The organism is Alloalcanivorax profundimaris, from assembly GCF_015265435.1.
Lineage (GTDB): Bacteria > Pseudomonadota > Gammaproteobacteria > Pseudomonadales > Alcanivoracaceae > Alloalcanivorax > Alloalcanivorax profundimaris.
In genome coordinates, this window is the sequence record NZ_JABJWH010000012.1 from 1 (window position 1) to 13,118 (window position 13,118).

The 13,118-nt window shown below is 62.3% G+C and carries 19 protein-coding genes; 10 read left to right on the forward strand and 9 right to left on the reverse strand.

The window, feature by feature from the left end:
• Positions 1-416: DUF4372 domain-containing protein (locus tag HMJ39_RS07910; RefSeq protein WP_194296886.1), on the reverse strand; the 416-nt coding region annotated here is incomplete at its 3' end.
• 136 nt (positions 417-552) lie between these two features.
• Between HMJ39_RS07910 and HMJ39_RS07915 the strand changes: the two genes are divergently transcribed.
• Positions 553-855, forward strand: coding sequence for a putative quinol monooxygenase (locus tag HMJ39_RS07915; protein ID WP_194296887.1), 303 nt, complete (start codon positions 553-555; stop codon positions 853-855).
• Between the two features lie 119 nt (positions 856-974).
• Here the strand turns inward: HMJ39_RS07915 and HMJ39_RS07920 are convergent, their stop codons facing one another.
• Complete coding sequence (locus HMJ39_RS07920) at positions 975-1,175, reverse strand: SymE family type I addiction module toxin (protein WP_194296888.1); 201 nt, start codon at positions 1,173-1,175, stop codon at positions 975-977.
• 335 nt (positions 1,176-1,510) lie between these two features.
• Positions 1,511-1,975, reverse strand: coding sequence for a helix-turn-helix domain-containing protein (locus HMJ39_RS07925; RefSeq protein ID WP_194296889.1), 465 nt, complete (start codon positions 1,973-1,975; stop codon positions 1,511-1,513).
• A gap of 170 nt (positions 1,976-2,145) precedes the next feature.
• Here HMJ39_RS07925 and HMJ39_RS07930 point away from each other — a divergent pair, with 170 nt between their 5' ends.
• The 9 genes from HMJ39_RS07930 to map all read left to right on the forward strand — a co-directional run bounded on the left by HMJ39_RS07930 (position 2,146) and on the right by map (position 6,567).
• On the forward strand, positions 2,146-2,442 hold the full coding sequence (locus tag HMJ39_RS07930; protein WP_194296890.1) for an antibiotic biosynthesis monooxygenase family protein: 297 nt from the start codon (positions 2,146-2,148) through the stop codon (positions 2,440-2,442).
• Positions 2,443-2,526: 84 nt separating this feature from the next.
• Positions 2,527-3,009 (forward strand): hypothetical protein, encoded by a 483-nt coding sequence (locus HMJ39_RS07935; protein ID WP_194296891.1) that lies wholly within the window; start codon positions 2,527-2,529, stop codon positions 3,007-3,009.
• A 10-nt stretch (positions 3,010-3,019) separates the two neighbouring features.
• Positions 3,020-3,508 carry a YcxB family protein gene (locus HMJ39_RS07940; protein WP_228462234.1) on the forward strand — a complete coding sequence of 163 codons (489 nt, stop codon included), beginning with the start codon at positions 3,020-3,022 and terminating at the stop codon, positions 3,506-3,508.
• Positions 3,509-3,552: 44 nt separating this feature from the next.
• Positions 3,553-4,086 carry an AAA family ATPase gene (locus tag HMJ39_RS07945; protein WP_194296893.1) on the forward strand — a complete coding sequence of 178 codons (534 nt, stop codon included), beginning with the start codon at positions 3,553-3,555 and terminating at the stop codon, positions 4,084-4,086.
• Between the two features lie 56 nt (positions 4,087-4,142).
• Positions 4,143-4,580 carry a hypothetical protein gene (locus HMJ39_RS07955; protein ID WP_256245858.1) on the forward strand — a complete coding sequence of 146 codons (438 nt, stop codon included), beginning with the start codon at positions 4,143-4,145 and terminating at the stop codon, positions 4,578-4,580.
• A gap of 25 nt (positions 4,581-4,605) precedes the next feature.
• Positions 4,606-5,064, forward strand: a complete 459-nt coding sequence (locus tag HMJ39_RS07960; protein WP_194296894.1) for a GFA family protein — start codon at positions 4,606-4,608, stop codon at positions 5,062-5,064.
• A 6-nt stretch (positions 5,065-5,070) separates the two neighbouring features.
• On the forward strand, positions 5,071-5,547 hold the full coding sequence (locus HMJ39_RS07965; protein ID WP_194296895.1) for a GNAT family N-acetyltransferase: 477 nt from the start codon (positions 5,071-5,073) through the stop codon (positions 5,545-5,547).
• Positions 5,548-5,594: 47 nt separating this feature from the next.
• On the forward strand, positions 5,595-5,801 hold the full coding sequence (locus HMJ39_RS07970; protein WP_194296896.1) for a ParD-like family protein: 207 nt from the start codon (positions 5,595-5,597) through the stop codon (positions 5,799-5,801).
• Positions 5,794-6,567, forward strand: coding sequence for a type I methionyl aminopeptidase (map, locus tag HMJ39_RS07975; protein WP_194296897.1), 774 nt, complete (start codon positions 5,794-5,796; stop codon positions 6,565-6,567). The genes HMJ39_RS07970 and map overlap by 8 nt, the downstream gene beginning before the upstream one ends.
• Positions 6,568-6,586: 19 nt before the next feature.
• Here the strand turns inward: map and urtE are convergent, their stop codons facing one another.
• The 6 genes from urtE to HMJ39_RS08005 all read right to left on the reverse strand — a co-directional run bounded on the left by urtE (position 6,587) and on the right by HMJ39_RS08005 (position 13,117).
• On the reverse strand, positions 6,587-7,282 hold the full coding sequence (gene urtE / locus HMJ39_RS07980) for an urea ABC transporter ATP-binding subunit UrtE (RefSeq protein ID WP_194296898.1): 696 nt from the start codon (positions 7,280-7,282) through the stop codon (positions 6,587-6,589).
• Between the two features lie 113 nt (positions 7,283-7,395).
• Complete coding sequence (urtD, locus tag HMJ39_RS07985; protein WP_194296899.1) at positions 7,396-8,259, reverse strand: urea ABC transporter ATP-binding protein UrtD; 864 nt, start codon at positions 8,257-8,259, stop codon at positions 7,396-7,398.
• Entirely contained in the window at positions 8,246-9,379 is a 1,134-nt protein-coding gene (urtC, locus tag HMJ39_RS07990) for an urea ABC transporter permease subunit UrtC (protein WP_194296900.1), read from the reverse strand. Before urtC ends, urtD begins: the two co-directional genes overlap by 14 nt.
• Positions 9,376-11,010 carry an urea ABC transporter permease subunit UrtB gene (gene urtB, locus HMJ39_RS07995; protein ID WP_194296901.1) on the reverse strand — a complete coding sequence of 545 codons (1,635 nt, stop codon included), beginning with the start codon at positions 11,008-11,010 and terminating at the stop codon, positions 9,376-9,378. Before urtB ends, urtC begins: the two co-directional genes overlap by 4 nt.
• A gap of 78 nt (positions 11,011-11,088) precedes the next feature.
• On the reverse strand, positions 11,089-12,387 hold the full coding sequence (gene urtA, locus HMJ39_RS08000) for an urea ABC transporter substrate-binding protein (protein WP_194296902.1): 1,299 nt from the start codon (positions 12,385-12,387) through the stop codon (positions 11,089-11,091).
• A 19-nt stretch (positions 12,388-12,406) separates the two neighbouring features.
• Complete coding sequence (locus HMJ39_RS08005; protein ID WP_194296945.1) at positions 12,407-13,117, reverse strand: GntR family transcriptional regulator; 711 nt, start codon at positions 13,115-13,117, stop codon at positions 12,407-12,409.
• Position 13,118 lies beyond the last annotated feature (1 nt).

Consider the following 13,118-nt stretch of genomic DNA (forward strand, 5'->3'; position numbering starts at 1 on the left):
GCCCACGGGAACAGCTTCAGCGACAGATCGATGGCGCTGGCATCCAGTGAGTAAAGCGGGTTCTTGAAGCGGAACTTGTGCCGCCCCGGCAGGCTCTTGCAGTGCTGCAGCAATCGCCCGAAAAGGGCCTGATACAACGCCGCCGGCTGCTTCTCATTGATCCGGGCCAGGGTCGAACGCGGGATCGGCTTGGCGCCCAGGTGGTAAAGCTTGTGGCGCTGGCTTTCCAGGTTCGACTGGATATCCCGCAGGCTTTGCCGACCGGAGAGCTGCGACATGGCCATGCCGACGAACTGATCCCAGCGCGACGCCGAGCGCAGCTTCTGGCCGTGATGGTGCTCCCGCGCCAGCCTCTCAAAGTCATGTCTGGACAGGGGCTTGAGCAGTTGGTGAAACGCGGTGTTATGATGTGACAAAGCCTGGACCTCCCGGAATACAAGGTTTTCTCGACAAAAACATTGTACCCGGGTGGTTCAGGCTTTTTCTTTATGTCCCTTCAACTGTGGGACAGCAGTGGTATAGTGGGTGACTCTCAACCAGAGGAGACGTGCCATGGTCAAAGTCGCACTGTTCGTTCGCTTGGAAGCAAAGCCCGGAAAAGAGAAAGAAGTAGAGCAGTTTCTGCTGGGCGGGCTTCCGCTAGTCCAAGCGGAGCCTGCCACTACTGCATGGTTTGGCATTCGTTTGGGGCCATCCACGTTCGGCATTTTTGACGCCTTTCCCGATGAGGCAGGCCGTCAGGCTCATCTTGCCGGCAAGGTTGCCGCGGCCCTCATGGCCCAGGCAGACGACCTTTTTTCTACACCGCCGTCCATCGAGAAGGTTGACGTTCTAGCGGCCAAGCTGCCTGGTTAGTGAAGCCCAACAAGGCACTCCAGCCGACCGTTTTGCCTTCGCTTCGCTACGGCAAAACGCCGGCTGAGTTTGAGCGTTAAGAGGCCCCGAGATATTTCGGGGCCTCTTCTTGTAGGTCCTTAGCGGCTGCAATCTCGAACGATGGAAAGTCGTCCATCCTCAACGCTGATGGATACCGGCGTATCCACGGCAAAGCCGGCTAGCTCCAGCCAGATGCCTTTTAGAAGAATGAACGGGGTGACGCGATTTCCGCCGGATGGAGTGCTTTTTAGGATATAGTCCCAGTGGCCTCGGCGGACCTTGAGGGTGCGCTTATTCATGGTGGTGCTCCTGTTGTGCAATTTCTAGGTTGCGTAAATAAGGCGGTCGGGAGGCTAGAAACAGCAACAGGGACTGCTCCGACTATTTCCTGCAAGCAGGTGTTGTATTCGCCGGACCTCCCGACCATTACGTCCCGGATTTCGGGTACAAAAAAGCCGCAATCGTTCCGGGGTGCGGCTTCGCCCGCCTGTTGGAGTTTCTAGGCTCAAGACAAAAAGTCTACTTGGATTTTGCGTACTGTCAATATGGACAGTGTGGTCCGCGCGGCCTTTGAGAAAGAGCGCGCAGTGAAGGTTGAAAGAAACTCCGGCGGAGCGGGTAGCACACCCGGTGCTCAATAGGGCGCGGTACTGATCTGCGCCGGGCTGGCGGCCTGGTCACGCAGGCGGCGGGCGTCGGCGGAGGGGGCTTGGCCGAACAGGCGGCTGTATTCCCGGCTGAATTGCGACGGGCTCTCGTAGCCCACGGCATAGGCGGTGTCGCTGACGTCGGCGCCGGAGAGCAGCTTGATGCGCGCTTCCTGCAGGCGCAGGCGTTTCTGGTATTGCAGTGGCGTGATGCCGGTGGCGGATTTGAAGTGCCGGTGCAGGGAGGCCTGGCTCATGCCGGCGTATTCCGCCAGGGCCTGCACGGTGAGGCGTTCTGTGTGGTGGTTGCGGATCCAGTTGATGGCCCGGCGTACCCGGGCGATGCGGTTGTCGTTGCCGACCAGCTGCCGGACGATGCCCCGGTGGGGGCCGGTGAGCAGGCTGTACAGAAGTTCCCGCCCGAATGGCTTAATTCCCCAATGCCTACGCATTACCCGAGAGCTGCATCAAGCTTCGCGCATCCGCCCCCGCTGATCGCTCGACGGAAAGCGGCGGATCGGGCATTTTAGGTCCTGCTGATTCAAAGCGGTTGTCGCGCACGCAATGCCGCCATTGCCTTTGTGCAAGAGCGGCGGCTCATCATTGTGATAGGGAGACGGATGTGATTCGGGTGGTATACCGGTGGCGGGTGGCGGAAGAGGACTTCCCGCGCTTTAAGGAAGCGTGGGCGCACACCACGAACAGAATTCATGAAACCGTGCCGGGGGCGCTCGGCAGCTTCATGCTCCGCGGCCCCGAGGACAAGACCGAGGTGCTGACGGTCGCCAAGTGGGACGCCATTGAGAACTGGAAGGCGTTCTGGGGCACGGAGAATCCGTCGCAGATGGTGGGGATGCGTGAGATCGGAGAGCGGCTTTCCGTCACCGTTTACGATGAGGTCGAGGACTTTACGCGCTGAAGCGATAAATCGGTCGCTTGCCTTGGTTGATGGCCGGTCCGGTCAGGCACCCTGGCGGGATAAATGCAATGAAAGAGAACTGGAATGATGGAAGAGCGATACCCCTATAAGCCAAAGCTGCTCGCGGCGGTCGTCACCGTTGTCTTTTTCGGCGTGCTTGCCGGCTTCATGGGCTTCTTTTCCTTGGATAACGATCGGGGGTTGGTGCTGAACGGCAGCATCCATTTCTCACGGACCGGCGCCACGATCTTTTACTGGGTGATCACGCTTGTTCTCGCGGCTTTCTCGGTGTTGGGCTTGCTGCTGATCTTCAAGAGCCTGACATCAAAGGGAGAGCTCGTCATCACCAATCAGTATGTTCGGGCACCAAAGAGCGGCATTAGCAAAAAGATCATCACGGTGCCTTTTAACGATGTGGAAAAAGTCTCGGTCCAGGAAGTCAAAGGGACGGTCTTCTTCAAGATTTCTCACCGCAAAGGGAAGCTCACTATCGTATCCAGCGTATTGCCGAAACGGGAGGATTTCGAACACGTGAAGAAACATATCCTGGCCCATGTGAGGTGCTGACAAGGTGACGATGAAGGCGAAATACCACATTTCGAAAAAGGACTATGTGGCGTCGGGCAGGCTGTACGCCCGGCCCACGGTGAAAGTCGTGATTGTCTCGGTAATGGTGTTCGCTGTCCTTCTGGTCGTGGCGGTTTATGCGCCGCCCGCCATCAGCGCGGCCATCGTCGGTGGTTTGATCGGTTGGATTGTCTTTTTCCTGGCGGTCCAGCTTTTCGTATCGCCGTATTTACTTGGGCGGCACTACGATAAATATAAGGCGATGCACCAGGAGTTCACCGTTGAGTTGAGAGAGGAGGGCGTTTCCTTCTCCTCCCGGGACGGCGAGGGGCTGCTGCGCTGGGATGCGATCCATAAGTGGCGCCAGAATGATCGCTACGTAATCATTTTTTCCATGCCAAGACTCTACTATGTGGTGCCGAAATCAATCAGCGAAAGTGGTTTCGACATTCCGGCCCTTGTGGCTGCCTTGAATCAAACAATGCCGGAAAGCAAATAGGCGGAGTACCTTTGTTTCCCGGCGGAAGGGAGCTTGTCGTTCCTATGAGTAAACGGTTCGTGGCCACCGGTGGTCCTGGTGGCGGCAAAACCACCCTGCTGGATGCTCTCGCGGCGCGAGGCCATCGCGTGGCGCCCGAGGCCGCGCGGCGGATCATAAAGACAAGGCTGACGGCCGGGCTGCCGCCGCGACCGGAGGCTTCCGCCTTCGCCAGGGAGATCCTGGATGCGGACATCGAACAGTATCGGATCGCGGCCGCTCACCACGGCGTAACCTTCTTCGACCGGGGTGTGCTGGACGCGCTGTACATGCTGGACCTGGCGTCCGCGATCACGGAAGACGAAGCGGCCGGTCTGGTTCAGCGGTTCCCGTACCACAATCCCGTGTTTCTGCTGCCGCCGTGGCAGGAAATCTACGGCACGGACTCGGAGCGAGACCAGACCTTCGAGGAGTCCGTGGAGGTATTCGAAGGGATGAAGCGGTGGTATGAGCGGTGGGGCTACGAAACCGTGGAAGTGCCTCGCGTCGGCATTGAGGAGCGGGTTGCCTTCATTATGGCAACGGCGGGATTAGAGTAATAGAAGTGATTGGCTGCGTTGTACAGGAAGAAGTCTCCGGTTGCGGCATTGCCTCCGTGGCCAACATTCTCGGCAAAAGCTACGGGGAGATGAAGGCCATCGCCAACGGCATGGGCATACAGGCGGAGGACGAGCGCCTGTGGTCGGACACCCGCTATGTGCGGCGGATGCTGGGGCGGTTCGGCGTTCAGACGTCGGAGCATGAGGTGTCTTGCGGAATGAAGTTGATCGAGCTTGATACGGAAAAGGGAAACCAGCTTCTCGAAGCGCTGAGACGCAGCGGCTGGAAGAAGGTGAGGGAGTATTCGCCCCTGGCCTTTGACAAGGGCATCGATTTCGACAGCTACACTCTTCGCAAAGACGGCCAGGAACTGGTGATGGAGTGGACCAACTGGTTCGAGTGGGAGATCCGGGGTGATGAGTCGGCGCTGGTGGCCATGGCGGACCACCATGGTTTGAAGATCCGTGAGGAGGGCTCCGGAAGCGGCGCCTGATATTTCCATGAAGAGGTCCTTTGTTATGTCGGACGTTTCCTTGAGCGCCACGGGGCGCTGCCGCTGCGGGCGGGTTGAATTCGAGGTTCACGCCAGGCCCATGGTCACCATGGCCTGTCATTGCACCGGTTGTCAGCGTATGTCGTCCAGTGCGTTCAGTCTGAGTGCCTTGTTCCCCGGTGAGGCGTTTAGCGTCACGCGGGGGGAGCCGGTGATCGGCGGTTTGCATGGCGCCACACGGCATTTCTTCTGCGATTACTGCATGAGCTGGCTGTTCACCCGGCCGGAGGGTGAGGCGGATTTCGTGAATGTGCGCTGCACGATGTTCGACAACGCCGCCGATTACCGCCCGTTCATCGAGACTTTCACCAAGGAGAAGCTGGATTGGGTCAGTACCGGCGCCACCCACGGCTTTGAAGAATTCCCGCCTGAAGAGCAATTCCCCGTCTTGCTTCAGCAGTACGCCGAAGCGGCGGGCGGATAGTCCGGTATGAGCAACCTGGAACTGGTTGATCTTACCCGGGTGGATTCGAAGGACCTTCTGGCGGTGTTGAACGAGGCGCCGCTGAGAAAGCATCTGGTGGATCACGCCTGCTTCGACGGGGACAGCGTCCAGGAGTGGGTAAGGGAGAAGCGTCGACTGGACGCGCTGCCCGGCTGCCGGGTTCGCGGGATTCTCGTGGATGGGAAGCTGGCGGGCTGGTGCGGGATTCAGCCGGACGATCATGGCTTCGAACTGGCGATCGTGTTGTCCCAAAGGGCCTGGGGGCTTGGCATCGCCGTATTCAGAATCCTGATGAGCTGGGCCAGCGAGTTCGGTCACACGGAAGTCGTCTTCCATCTTCTCGGCAGCCGACCGGAATACCGGTCGCTGGCCAGAATGGCGCGCGAGGTGCACCAGAGCCAGCTGCTGGGCCGGCGTTTCACCACCTACCATCTGCTGGTGGCATGCCCTGTTGCGAGCTGAGGGCTCGGTATATATGATTCGTATACGTTTCATATATAGGTCGGGCCATGGGCATCGTAAAGATCAACGACGATCTCCACGAGGAGATCCGCAAAGCCAGTTCGGTAATGGTGCGTTCCATCAACGCCCAGGCCGAGTTCTGGATCAAAATCGGTATGTTGGCGGAGGCCAATCCTGAGCTGTCCTTTTCCGAGATCGTGCGCGAGCAGCTGAAGCTGGCCGAGGTGGATATACGGCGGGTGGCCGGTGGCTGAGGCGGTCTTGAAGACGGAGGCGGAGCTGGCGCTGATGCGCGAGTCCGGGCGGCTGCTGGCGTCGGTGTTCGCGTACCTGGATGGTTGGGTGGCGGCCGGTCTTTCCACCCTGGAGATCAACGATCGGGTGGAGCGCTACATCGTCGATGAGCTGGGCTCGCGTCCGGCCAGCAAGGGCCAGTATGGCTTCGAGTATGTGCTCAATACCTCGGTGAACCAGGTGGTGTGCCATGGCGTGCCGTCGGCGAAGAAGATCCTGAAGTCCGGCGATATCATCAATGTGGACATCACTCTGGAGAAAGGCGGCTTTATCGCCGATTCCAGCAAGATGTACATGATCGGCAAGGTGGCTCCCCATGCGCGGCGGTTGGTGGAGAAGACCTACGAGGCAATGTGGGAAGGCATCCGCGCGGTCAAACCGGGCGCTACGCTGGGTGATGTCGGCGCCGCGATTCAGCGCTACGCCGAGCGGCAGGGGTACTCCGTGGTACGCGAATACTGCGGCCACGGCATCGGGCGCGAGATGCACGAAGCCCCGCAGGTGTTGCACTACGGCCAGCCCGGCGCCGGTACCGTGCTGCGCGAGGGCATGACCTTCACCATCGAGCCGATGATCAATCAGGGTAAGGCGGCGGTGCGCACCAAGCCGGACGGCTGGACCGTGGTCACCCGCGACAAGCGCCTTTCCGCCCAGTGGGAGCACACCATCGCGGTTACCTCGGATGGCTTCGAGGTGCTGACACTGCGAGAAGAAGAGCGCGCCTGACCCGGGGGCAGGCGACGCTTCAAACGGTCAGATACTTCTTCACCAGCTCATTGTCAAGCTCGTTCACGCCGCCTTCCGCCACCTTGCTGCCCCGGTCCAGAATCGCGAAGTGGTCCGCCACGGCGCGGGTGAAGGGCAGCTTCTGTTCCACCAGCAAAATGGTGAGGCCTTCTTCCCGGTTCAGGGTTTTGATCACCCGGGCGATCATGTCGACGATGTTGGGCTGAATGCCTTCGGTGGGTTCGTCCAGGATCAGCAGTTTGGGGTCCAGGGCCAGGGCGCGTCCGATGGCGAGCTGCTGTTGCTGGCCGCCGGAGAGGTCGCCGCCGCGGCGGTGGCGCATGTCGTGGAGCACCGGGAACAGCTCGTGGATGCGCTCGGGGATTTTGCGGCTGCGGTCGGCGCGGGCCTGGAGGCCGGTTTCCAGGTTTTCTTCCACGGTGAGGAGGGGGAAGATTTCGCGGCCCTGGGGAACATAGCCGATGCCGGCGCGCGCCCGTTCCTCGGCGGGTTTTCTGGCCAGGTCGCGGCCTTGGAATTCAATGCTGCCGGAGGCCACGGGGAGCAGCCCCATGATGGCCTTGAGCAGGGTGGTCTTGCCGACACCGTTGCGGCCCATGACGCACAGGCATTCACCTTCGGCGACGGTGAGGTCCAGATCCCAGAGGGTGTGGGATTCGCCGTAGTATTGGTTGAGGCCTTGTAGTTTCAGCATGTTCCTTTCTCCGTAGAGGAGAGTTGAAAGTTACAAGTTGCAAGTTGAAGTTCGGTAACGGTCGGGTGATTCGTGTGCCCCGACCGCGTTCTTCAACTTTTAACTTGCAATATTCAACTGCTCGATTCGCCGAGGTAGACCTCGATCACCTTGGGATCGTTTTGCACCTGCTGCATGCTGCCCTCGGCGAGGACGCTGCCCTGGTGCAGCACGGTGACGGTGTTGGCGATGGAGCGGATGAACTCCATGTCGTGCTCCACCACCATCACCGAGTGTTCGCCGGCCAGGCCTTGCAGGAGTTCGGCGGTGCGTTCCACTTCCTGGCGGGTCATGCCGGCGATGGGTTCGTCCACCAGCAGCAGTTCCGGCTTCTGCATCAGCACCATGGCGATTTCCAGCCATTGTTTCTGGCCGTGGGAGAGGGCGCCGGCGAGCCGGTCGCGCTCACCCAGCAGGCCCACGGTATCCAGGGTGCTCGCCATCCAGTCGCGCTGTTCGCCGGTGACCGGCTTGAGCAGGGCGTGCCAGGTGCCCTTGGGCCCGGCCATGGCCAGCTCCAGGTTTTCCAGGGCGGTGTGTTCCGGGAACACGGTGGGTTTCTGGAACTTGCGGCCGATGCCGGCGGTGGCGATGTCGGTTTCGCTCATGGCGGTCAGGTCCAGGGTCTGGCCGAAGTAGCAGACGCCGGTGTCCGGGCGGGTCTTGCCGGTGATCACGTCCATCATGGTGGACTTGCCGGCGCCGTTGGGGCCGATGATGCAGCGCAGTTCGCCCGGCTCGATGTACAGCGTCAGGTCGTTGAGGGCCTTGAAGCCGTCGAAGCTGACGGTGACGTCCTCCATGTAGAGGATGTGCTTGCCGCCGGTGTCCAGGTGCCCCGGGGACACCGGGCGGGTGCCCGGGCGCAGCGGGCCGAACACCTGGTCGCGGCGGAAGGTCTCGCGGAGGTTGGCGGCGAAGGAATCAGGCCGGCTCATGGTGGGCCTCCTCGTCCTTTTCGGTTTTCTTCTTGCGGGCCAGATTTTTCGCCAGGCCCACCAGACCCTGGGGCAGGAACACGGTGACCGCCACGAACAGGCCGCCCAGGGCGAACAGCCAGGCTTCCGGCATCACGCCGGTGAACACGGTCTTGCCGTAGTTCACCAGGATGGCGCCGATCACCGCGCCGTACAGAGTGGCGCGGCCGCCCACGGCCACCCACACCACCAGCTCGATGGAGTTGAGCGGGGAGAACTCGCCCGGGTTGATGATGCCCACCTGGGGCACATAAAGGGCCCCGGCGATGCCGGCCAGCACCGCGCTCAAGGTGAATACCCACAGTTTGTAGTGTTCGGTGCGGTAGCCCAGGAAGCGGGCGCGGGATTCCGCGTCGCGTACCGCCATGACGGTGCGGCCCAGGCGGGTGCCGGTGATCCAGCGGCACAGCACGAAGGCACCGCCCAGGGCGAGTGCCGAGGCGAGCAGCAGGGCCACCCGGGTGCCGTCCGCCTGCAGCGAAAAGCCGAGGATGTCCTTGAAGTCGGTGAGGCCGTTGTTGCCGCCGAACCCCAGCTCGTTACGGAAGAACGCCAACATCAGCGCGTAGGTGAGCGCCTGGGTGATGATCGACAGATAGACGCCGGTGACTCGGGAGCGGAACGCCAGCCAGCCAAACACGAAAGCCAGCACGCCGGGTACCAGACCCACCATCAGCAGGGCGAAGCCGAAATGGTCGAAACCGTGCCAGTACCAGGGCAATTGATCCCAGTTCAGAAATACCATGAAGTCCGGGAGCTCCGGGTTGCCGTAGACGCCCCGGTCGCCGATCTGGCGCATCAGGTACATGCCCATGGCGTAGCCGCCCAGGGCGAAGAAGGCACCGTGGCCCAGGCTGAGAATGCCGCAGTAGCCCCATACCAGATCCAGGGCCAGGGCGAGCAGGGCGTAGCACAGGTACTTGCCCAGCAGGGTGACGGTGTAGCTGCTCACGTGCAGGGCGGAGTCCGCCGGCACCAGCAGGTTGAGCAGCGCGACGATGATCACCGCGCCGAACAGCACGCCCAGGAACAGCTTGGCGGCGTGGTCGGTGAGCGCGGTCTTGAAGTCGGAATGTCTCATGAATCCTCCGCGGCCCGACCGCGCTGCGGGAACAGCCCGCGCGGTTTGCGCTGAATGAACAGGATGATGAACACCAGCACCATGATCTTGGCGAGCACGGCGCCGGCCAGCGGTTCGATGAACTTGTTGGCGATGCCCAGGCCGAAGGCGGCGGTGAGCGTGCCCCACAGGTTCCCTACGCCGCCGAACACCACCACCATGAAGGAGTCGATGATGTAGGCCTGGCCCAGGTTGGGGCCCACGTTGGTGAGCTGGGCCAGGGCCACGCCGGCGATGCCGGCGATGCCGGAACCGAGCCCGAAGGTGAGGGCGTTGACCCGTTCGCTGCGGATGCCCATGGCCCGGGCGGTGATGCGGTTCTGGCTCACGGCCCGCACCTGCAGGCCGAGGCGGGTTTTCTTGAGCACGGTAAGCAGGGTGAGAAACACCGCCAGGGCGAAGAAGATGATGTAGAGCCGGTTGTAGGTGAGCGAGAACACCGGGTTGATTTGCAGGGCACCGCTCATCCAGTCCGGGGTCACCACGCTGCGGTTCAGCGGCGAGAAGATCAGCCGCACCGCCTGCTGCAGGATCAGGCTGACGCCGAAGGTGGCGAGCAGGGTTTCCAGGGGGCGGCCGTAGAGAAAGCGGATCACGCAGCGTTCGATGACGATGCCGACCAGGGCGGAGACAAGAAAGGCGGCGGGGATCGCTATCAGCAGGGACCATTCATGGCCCTGGGGAAAAATCTGCTGGACCACATAGGTGGTGTAGGCGCCCAGCATGATCAGCTCGCCGTGGGCCATGTTGATCACGCCCATGACGCCGAAGGTGATGGCCAGGCCGATGGCCGCCAGCAGCAGCACCGAGCCCAGGCTAAGGCCGAAGAAAATGGTATCGGCGGTTTCGTAGCGGGCGGTGCGCGCGTCGATGGCCTTGAGCGCTTTCTCCGCCGCGTTGCGTTCGGCGGCGGCGTCGGTTTGCGTGGCGCGGTCGCGCAGCACGTTTTTCACCGCCGGCTCCAGGCTGCCGGCCACCGCGTCGATGGCGGCCAGCCGGGCGTGCAGGTCGCTGTCCGGGTCGCGCAGCACGGCGATGCTCAGGGCGGTGTCGATGGCGTCGGCCACGGCGGTGTTGTCTTCCTTGGCCTGGCGTTCGCGGAGCGCCTGGATCACCGTCGGGTCGGCGCTGCCGATCAGCCGTTGCACCGCCTGGCGGCGGCGGCCGCTGTCCGGATTGGAGAGGGCGGCTACCGCCTGCAGGTTGCGGATCTGTTCGCGCAGCCGGTTGTTGATGATCACCGGGCGGGCGGCGCGGGCGTCCACCTGGCCCAGGGAGTCACCGGTGAGCGGGTCGGTGAGGGCCCAGCCGCCGTCGGCCTGCTCGCCCAGGGCGATGCGGTCGTGGGCGCGGTCGTGGACCAGCCCGCGATCCAGCAGTGCCTGCAGCAGGGCCTCGGCCCGCTCGTGGCCGGAGCGCGCGATGGTTTCAATGGCCGCGCCCTTGATGTCGAAGTCGCGGCTTTTCAGGTCGGCGAGCGCGTCGCTCACCGAGGGCGGGTCCGCCGCCGCCGGATCGTCGGTGGGCGCCTGCGCGCCCGCCACGCCGGTGGCGCCGAGCCACAGCAATACAATCAGCAGAACCCTTTGCATCGTGGTTCCTCGAAATCCGTCCGTTAAAAGGCGGGCCGGCCTGCGCCGGCCCGCGGGTCGCGAATCGTTGGCGTTCGCTTATTGGGCGGTCTGGCCGCCGCAGGTTTTGGTCTTGGTGTTGTAGTTGCCGCAGTTGATCGGGGCGGTCCAGTCGGCGATCAGGTTCTTGGAGTCCGGCAGGTAGTCGGACCAGGCGTCGCCGGCCACCAGGCCGTCGGTTTCCCAGACCACGGCGAACTGGCCGTTGTCCTGGATCTCGCCGATCAGCACCGGCTTGGAGAGGTGGTGGTTTTTGTTCATCACCGCGGTGCCGCCGGTGAGGTTGGGGGTTTCGATGCCGATCATCGCCTTGGCCACGTTATCGGTGTCGGTGGACTTGGCTTTCTCCACCGCTTTCACCCACATGTTGAAGCCGATGTAGGTGGCTTCCATGGGATCGTTGGTGACGCGGCTGTCGTCGCCGATGTAGTCGTGCCACTGGTCGATGAACTTATTGTTCTCCGGCGTGTAAACGCTCTCGAAGTAGTTCCAGGCGGCCAGGTGGCCGACCAGCGGGCCGGTGTCGATGCCGGACAGTTCCTGTTCGCCCACGGAGAAGGCCACCACCGGGATGTCGGCGGCGTCGATGCCCTGGTTGCCCAGCTCTTTATAGAACGGCACGTTGGCGTCGCCGTTAATGGTGGAAACCACGGCGGTCTTCTTGCCTTCGCTGCCGAATTCCTTGATGCGGGAGACAATGGACTGCCAGTCGGAATGGCCGAACGGCGTGTAGTTGATCATGATGTCCTCATCGCCGATGCCCTTGGATTTCAGGTAGGCCTCGAGGATCTTGTTGGTGGTGCGCGGGTACACATAGTCGGTGCCGGCCAGCACGAAGCGCTCCACGCCCAGGTCATTGAGCAGGTAGTCGACCGCCGGAATCGCCTGCTGGTTGGGCGCGGCGCCGGTGTAGAAGACGTTCTTGGAGGATTCCTCGCCTTCATATTGCACCGGGTAGAACAGCAGGCCGTTGAGCTCTTCCACCACCGGCAGCACGGACTTGCGCGACACCGAGGTCCAGCAGCCGAAGATCACGTCCACCTTGTCCTGGGTGAGAAGCTGGCGGGCTTTCTCGGCGAACAGCGGCCAGTCCGAGGCCGGGTCCACCACCACGGGTTCGAGCTTTTTGCCCATCACGCCGCCTTTTTCGTTCTGCTGCTCGATCATCATCAGGACGGTGTCCTTGAGCGTGGATTCGCTGATCGCCATGGTGCCGGAGAGTGAATGCAGCACGCCCACCTTGATGGTGTTGGCGGCGCTCACCAGGCCACTGTAGGAGATGGCGCCGGCGGCGATCCCCACCTGGGCGATGCGTTTCAGGTTCCGTTTCATGCTCATGATGTTCCCCTTGTTGAAGTTACCGATCCGTACCGAACTCCCGGGCGTCGCCTTGGGCGCGCGCTTCGTGGAGCATATGCAGGGTGATTTTTCTTACTTCATTGCGGCTGGCCTCGATGTGGGCCTTGAGCATCATCTGCGCCTGTTCCACCCGCCGGTGGGCGATCGCCTCGAGAATCGCGGCGTGTTCCTGGTAGGTGGCGTCGATGCGGGGCGGCTTGGTGAAATCCAGCCGGCGGATGATGCGTAGCCGTTCCGTGAGGTCATGATGGATGCGCGCCATTTCCTGATTGCCGGCGGCTTCCACCAGAACCTCGTGGAATCGTTCGTCCAGCGCCGACACTGGCCCCACCTGGGTCGGTCGCTGGTCCGGGGGCGTGGTCCACAGCCGGGTCAGCTCCTCGAGCTGCGGCGACGGACCTTCCTGTTCGCAGAGGCGACGCACGGCGGCGCATTCCAGCACCGTGCGCACGTCGTAGAGTTCCTCGAAGTATTTGAAGTCGAAGGGTTTGACCTGCCAGCCGCTGCGCGCCAGCACTTCCACGTAGCCTTCCCGTTCCAGGCGGAACAGGGCTTCGCGCACCGGCGTGCGGGACGCGCCCATGCGCTCGGCGATCTCGTTCTCGCTGAAGCGGTCGGCGGGCAGCAGGCGGAAATCGAAGATGTCCTGCTTGAGCTGGCGGTAGATGCGCTCGGCCAGGTTCTCGCGCGGGTTCGGTTTGAGGACCATC

Coding starts and splice junctions, on each gene's coding strand:
- urtD (WP_194296899.1), bottom strand. CDS start 8,259: ATGAGCCGGCCTGATTCCTTCGCCGCCAACCTCCGCGAGACCTTCCGC.
- urtC (WP_194296900.1), bottom strand. CDS start 9,379: ATGAGACATTCCGACTTCAAGACCGCGCTCACCGACCACGCCGCCAAG.
- HMJ39_RS08005 (WP_194296945.1), bottom strand. CDS start 13,117: ATGGTCCTCAAACCGAACCCGCGCGAGAACCTGGCCGAGCGCATCTAC.
- HMJ39_RS07970 (WP_194296896.1), top strand. CDS start 5,595: ATGGGCATCGTAAAGATCAACGACGATCTCCACGAGGAGATCCGCAAA.
- HMJ39_RS07915 (WP_194296887.1), top strand. CDS start 553: ATGGTCAAAGTCGCACTGTTCGTTCGCTTGGAAGCAAAGCCCGGAAAA.
- urtA (WP_194296902.1), bottom strand. CDS start 12,387: ATGAGCATGAAACGGAACCTGAAACGCATCGCCCAGGTGGGGATCGCC.
- HMJ39_RS07940 (WP_228462234.1), top strand. CDS start 3,020: ATGAAGGCGAAATACCACATTTCGAAAAAGGACTATGTGGCGTCGGGC.
- HMJ39_RS07925 (WP_194296889.1), bottom strand. CDS start 1,975: ATGCGTAGGCATTGGGGAATTAAGCCATTCGGGCGGGAACTTCTGTAC.
- HMJ39_RS07945 (WP_194296893.1), top strand. CDS start 3,553: ATGAGTAAACGGTTCGTGGCCACCGGTGGTCCTGGTGGCGGCAAAACC.
- urtB (WP_194296901.1), bottom strand. CDS start 11,010: ATGCAAAGGGTTCTGCTGATTGTATTGCTGTGGCTCGGCGCCACCGGC.
- HMJ39_RS07920 (WP_194296888.1), bottom strand. CDS start 1,175: ATGAATAAGCGCACCCTCAAGGTCCGCCGAGGCCACTGGGACTATATC.
- HMJ39_RS07960 (WP_194296894.1), top strand. CDS start 4,606: ATGTCGGACGTTTCCTTGAGCGCCACGGGGCGCTGCCGCTGCGGGCGG.
- HMJ39_RS07935 (WP_194296891.1), top strand. CDS start 2,527: ATGATGGAAGAGCGATACCCCTATAAGCCAAAGCTGCTCGCGGCGGTC.
- HMJ39_RS07965 (WP_194296895.1), top strand. CDS start 5,071: ATGAGCAACCTGGAACTGGTTGATCTTACCCGGGTGGATTCGAAGGAC.
- urtE (WP_194296898.1), bottom strand. CDS start 7,282: ATGCTGAAACTACAAGGCCTCAACCAATACTACGGCGAATCCCACACC.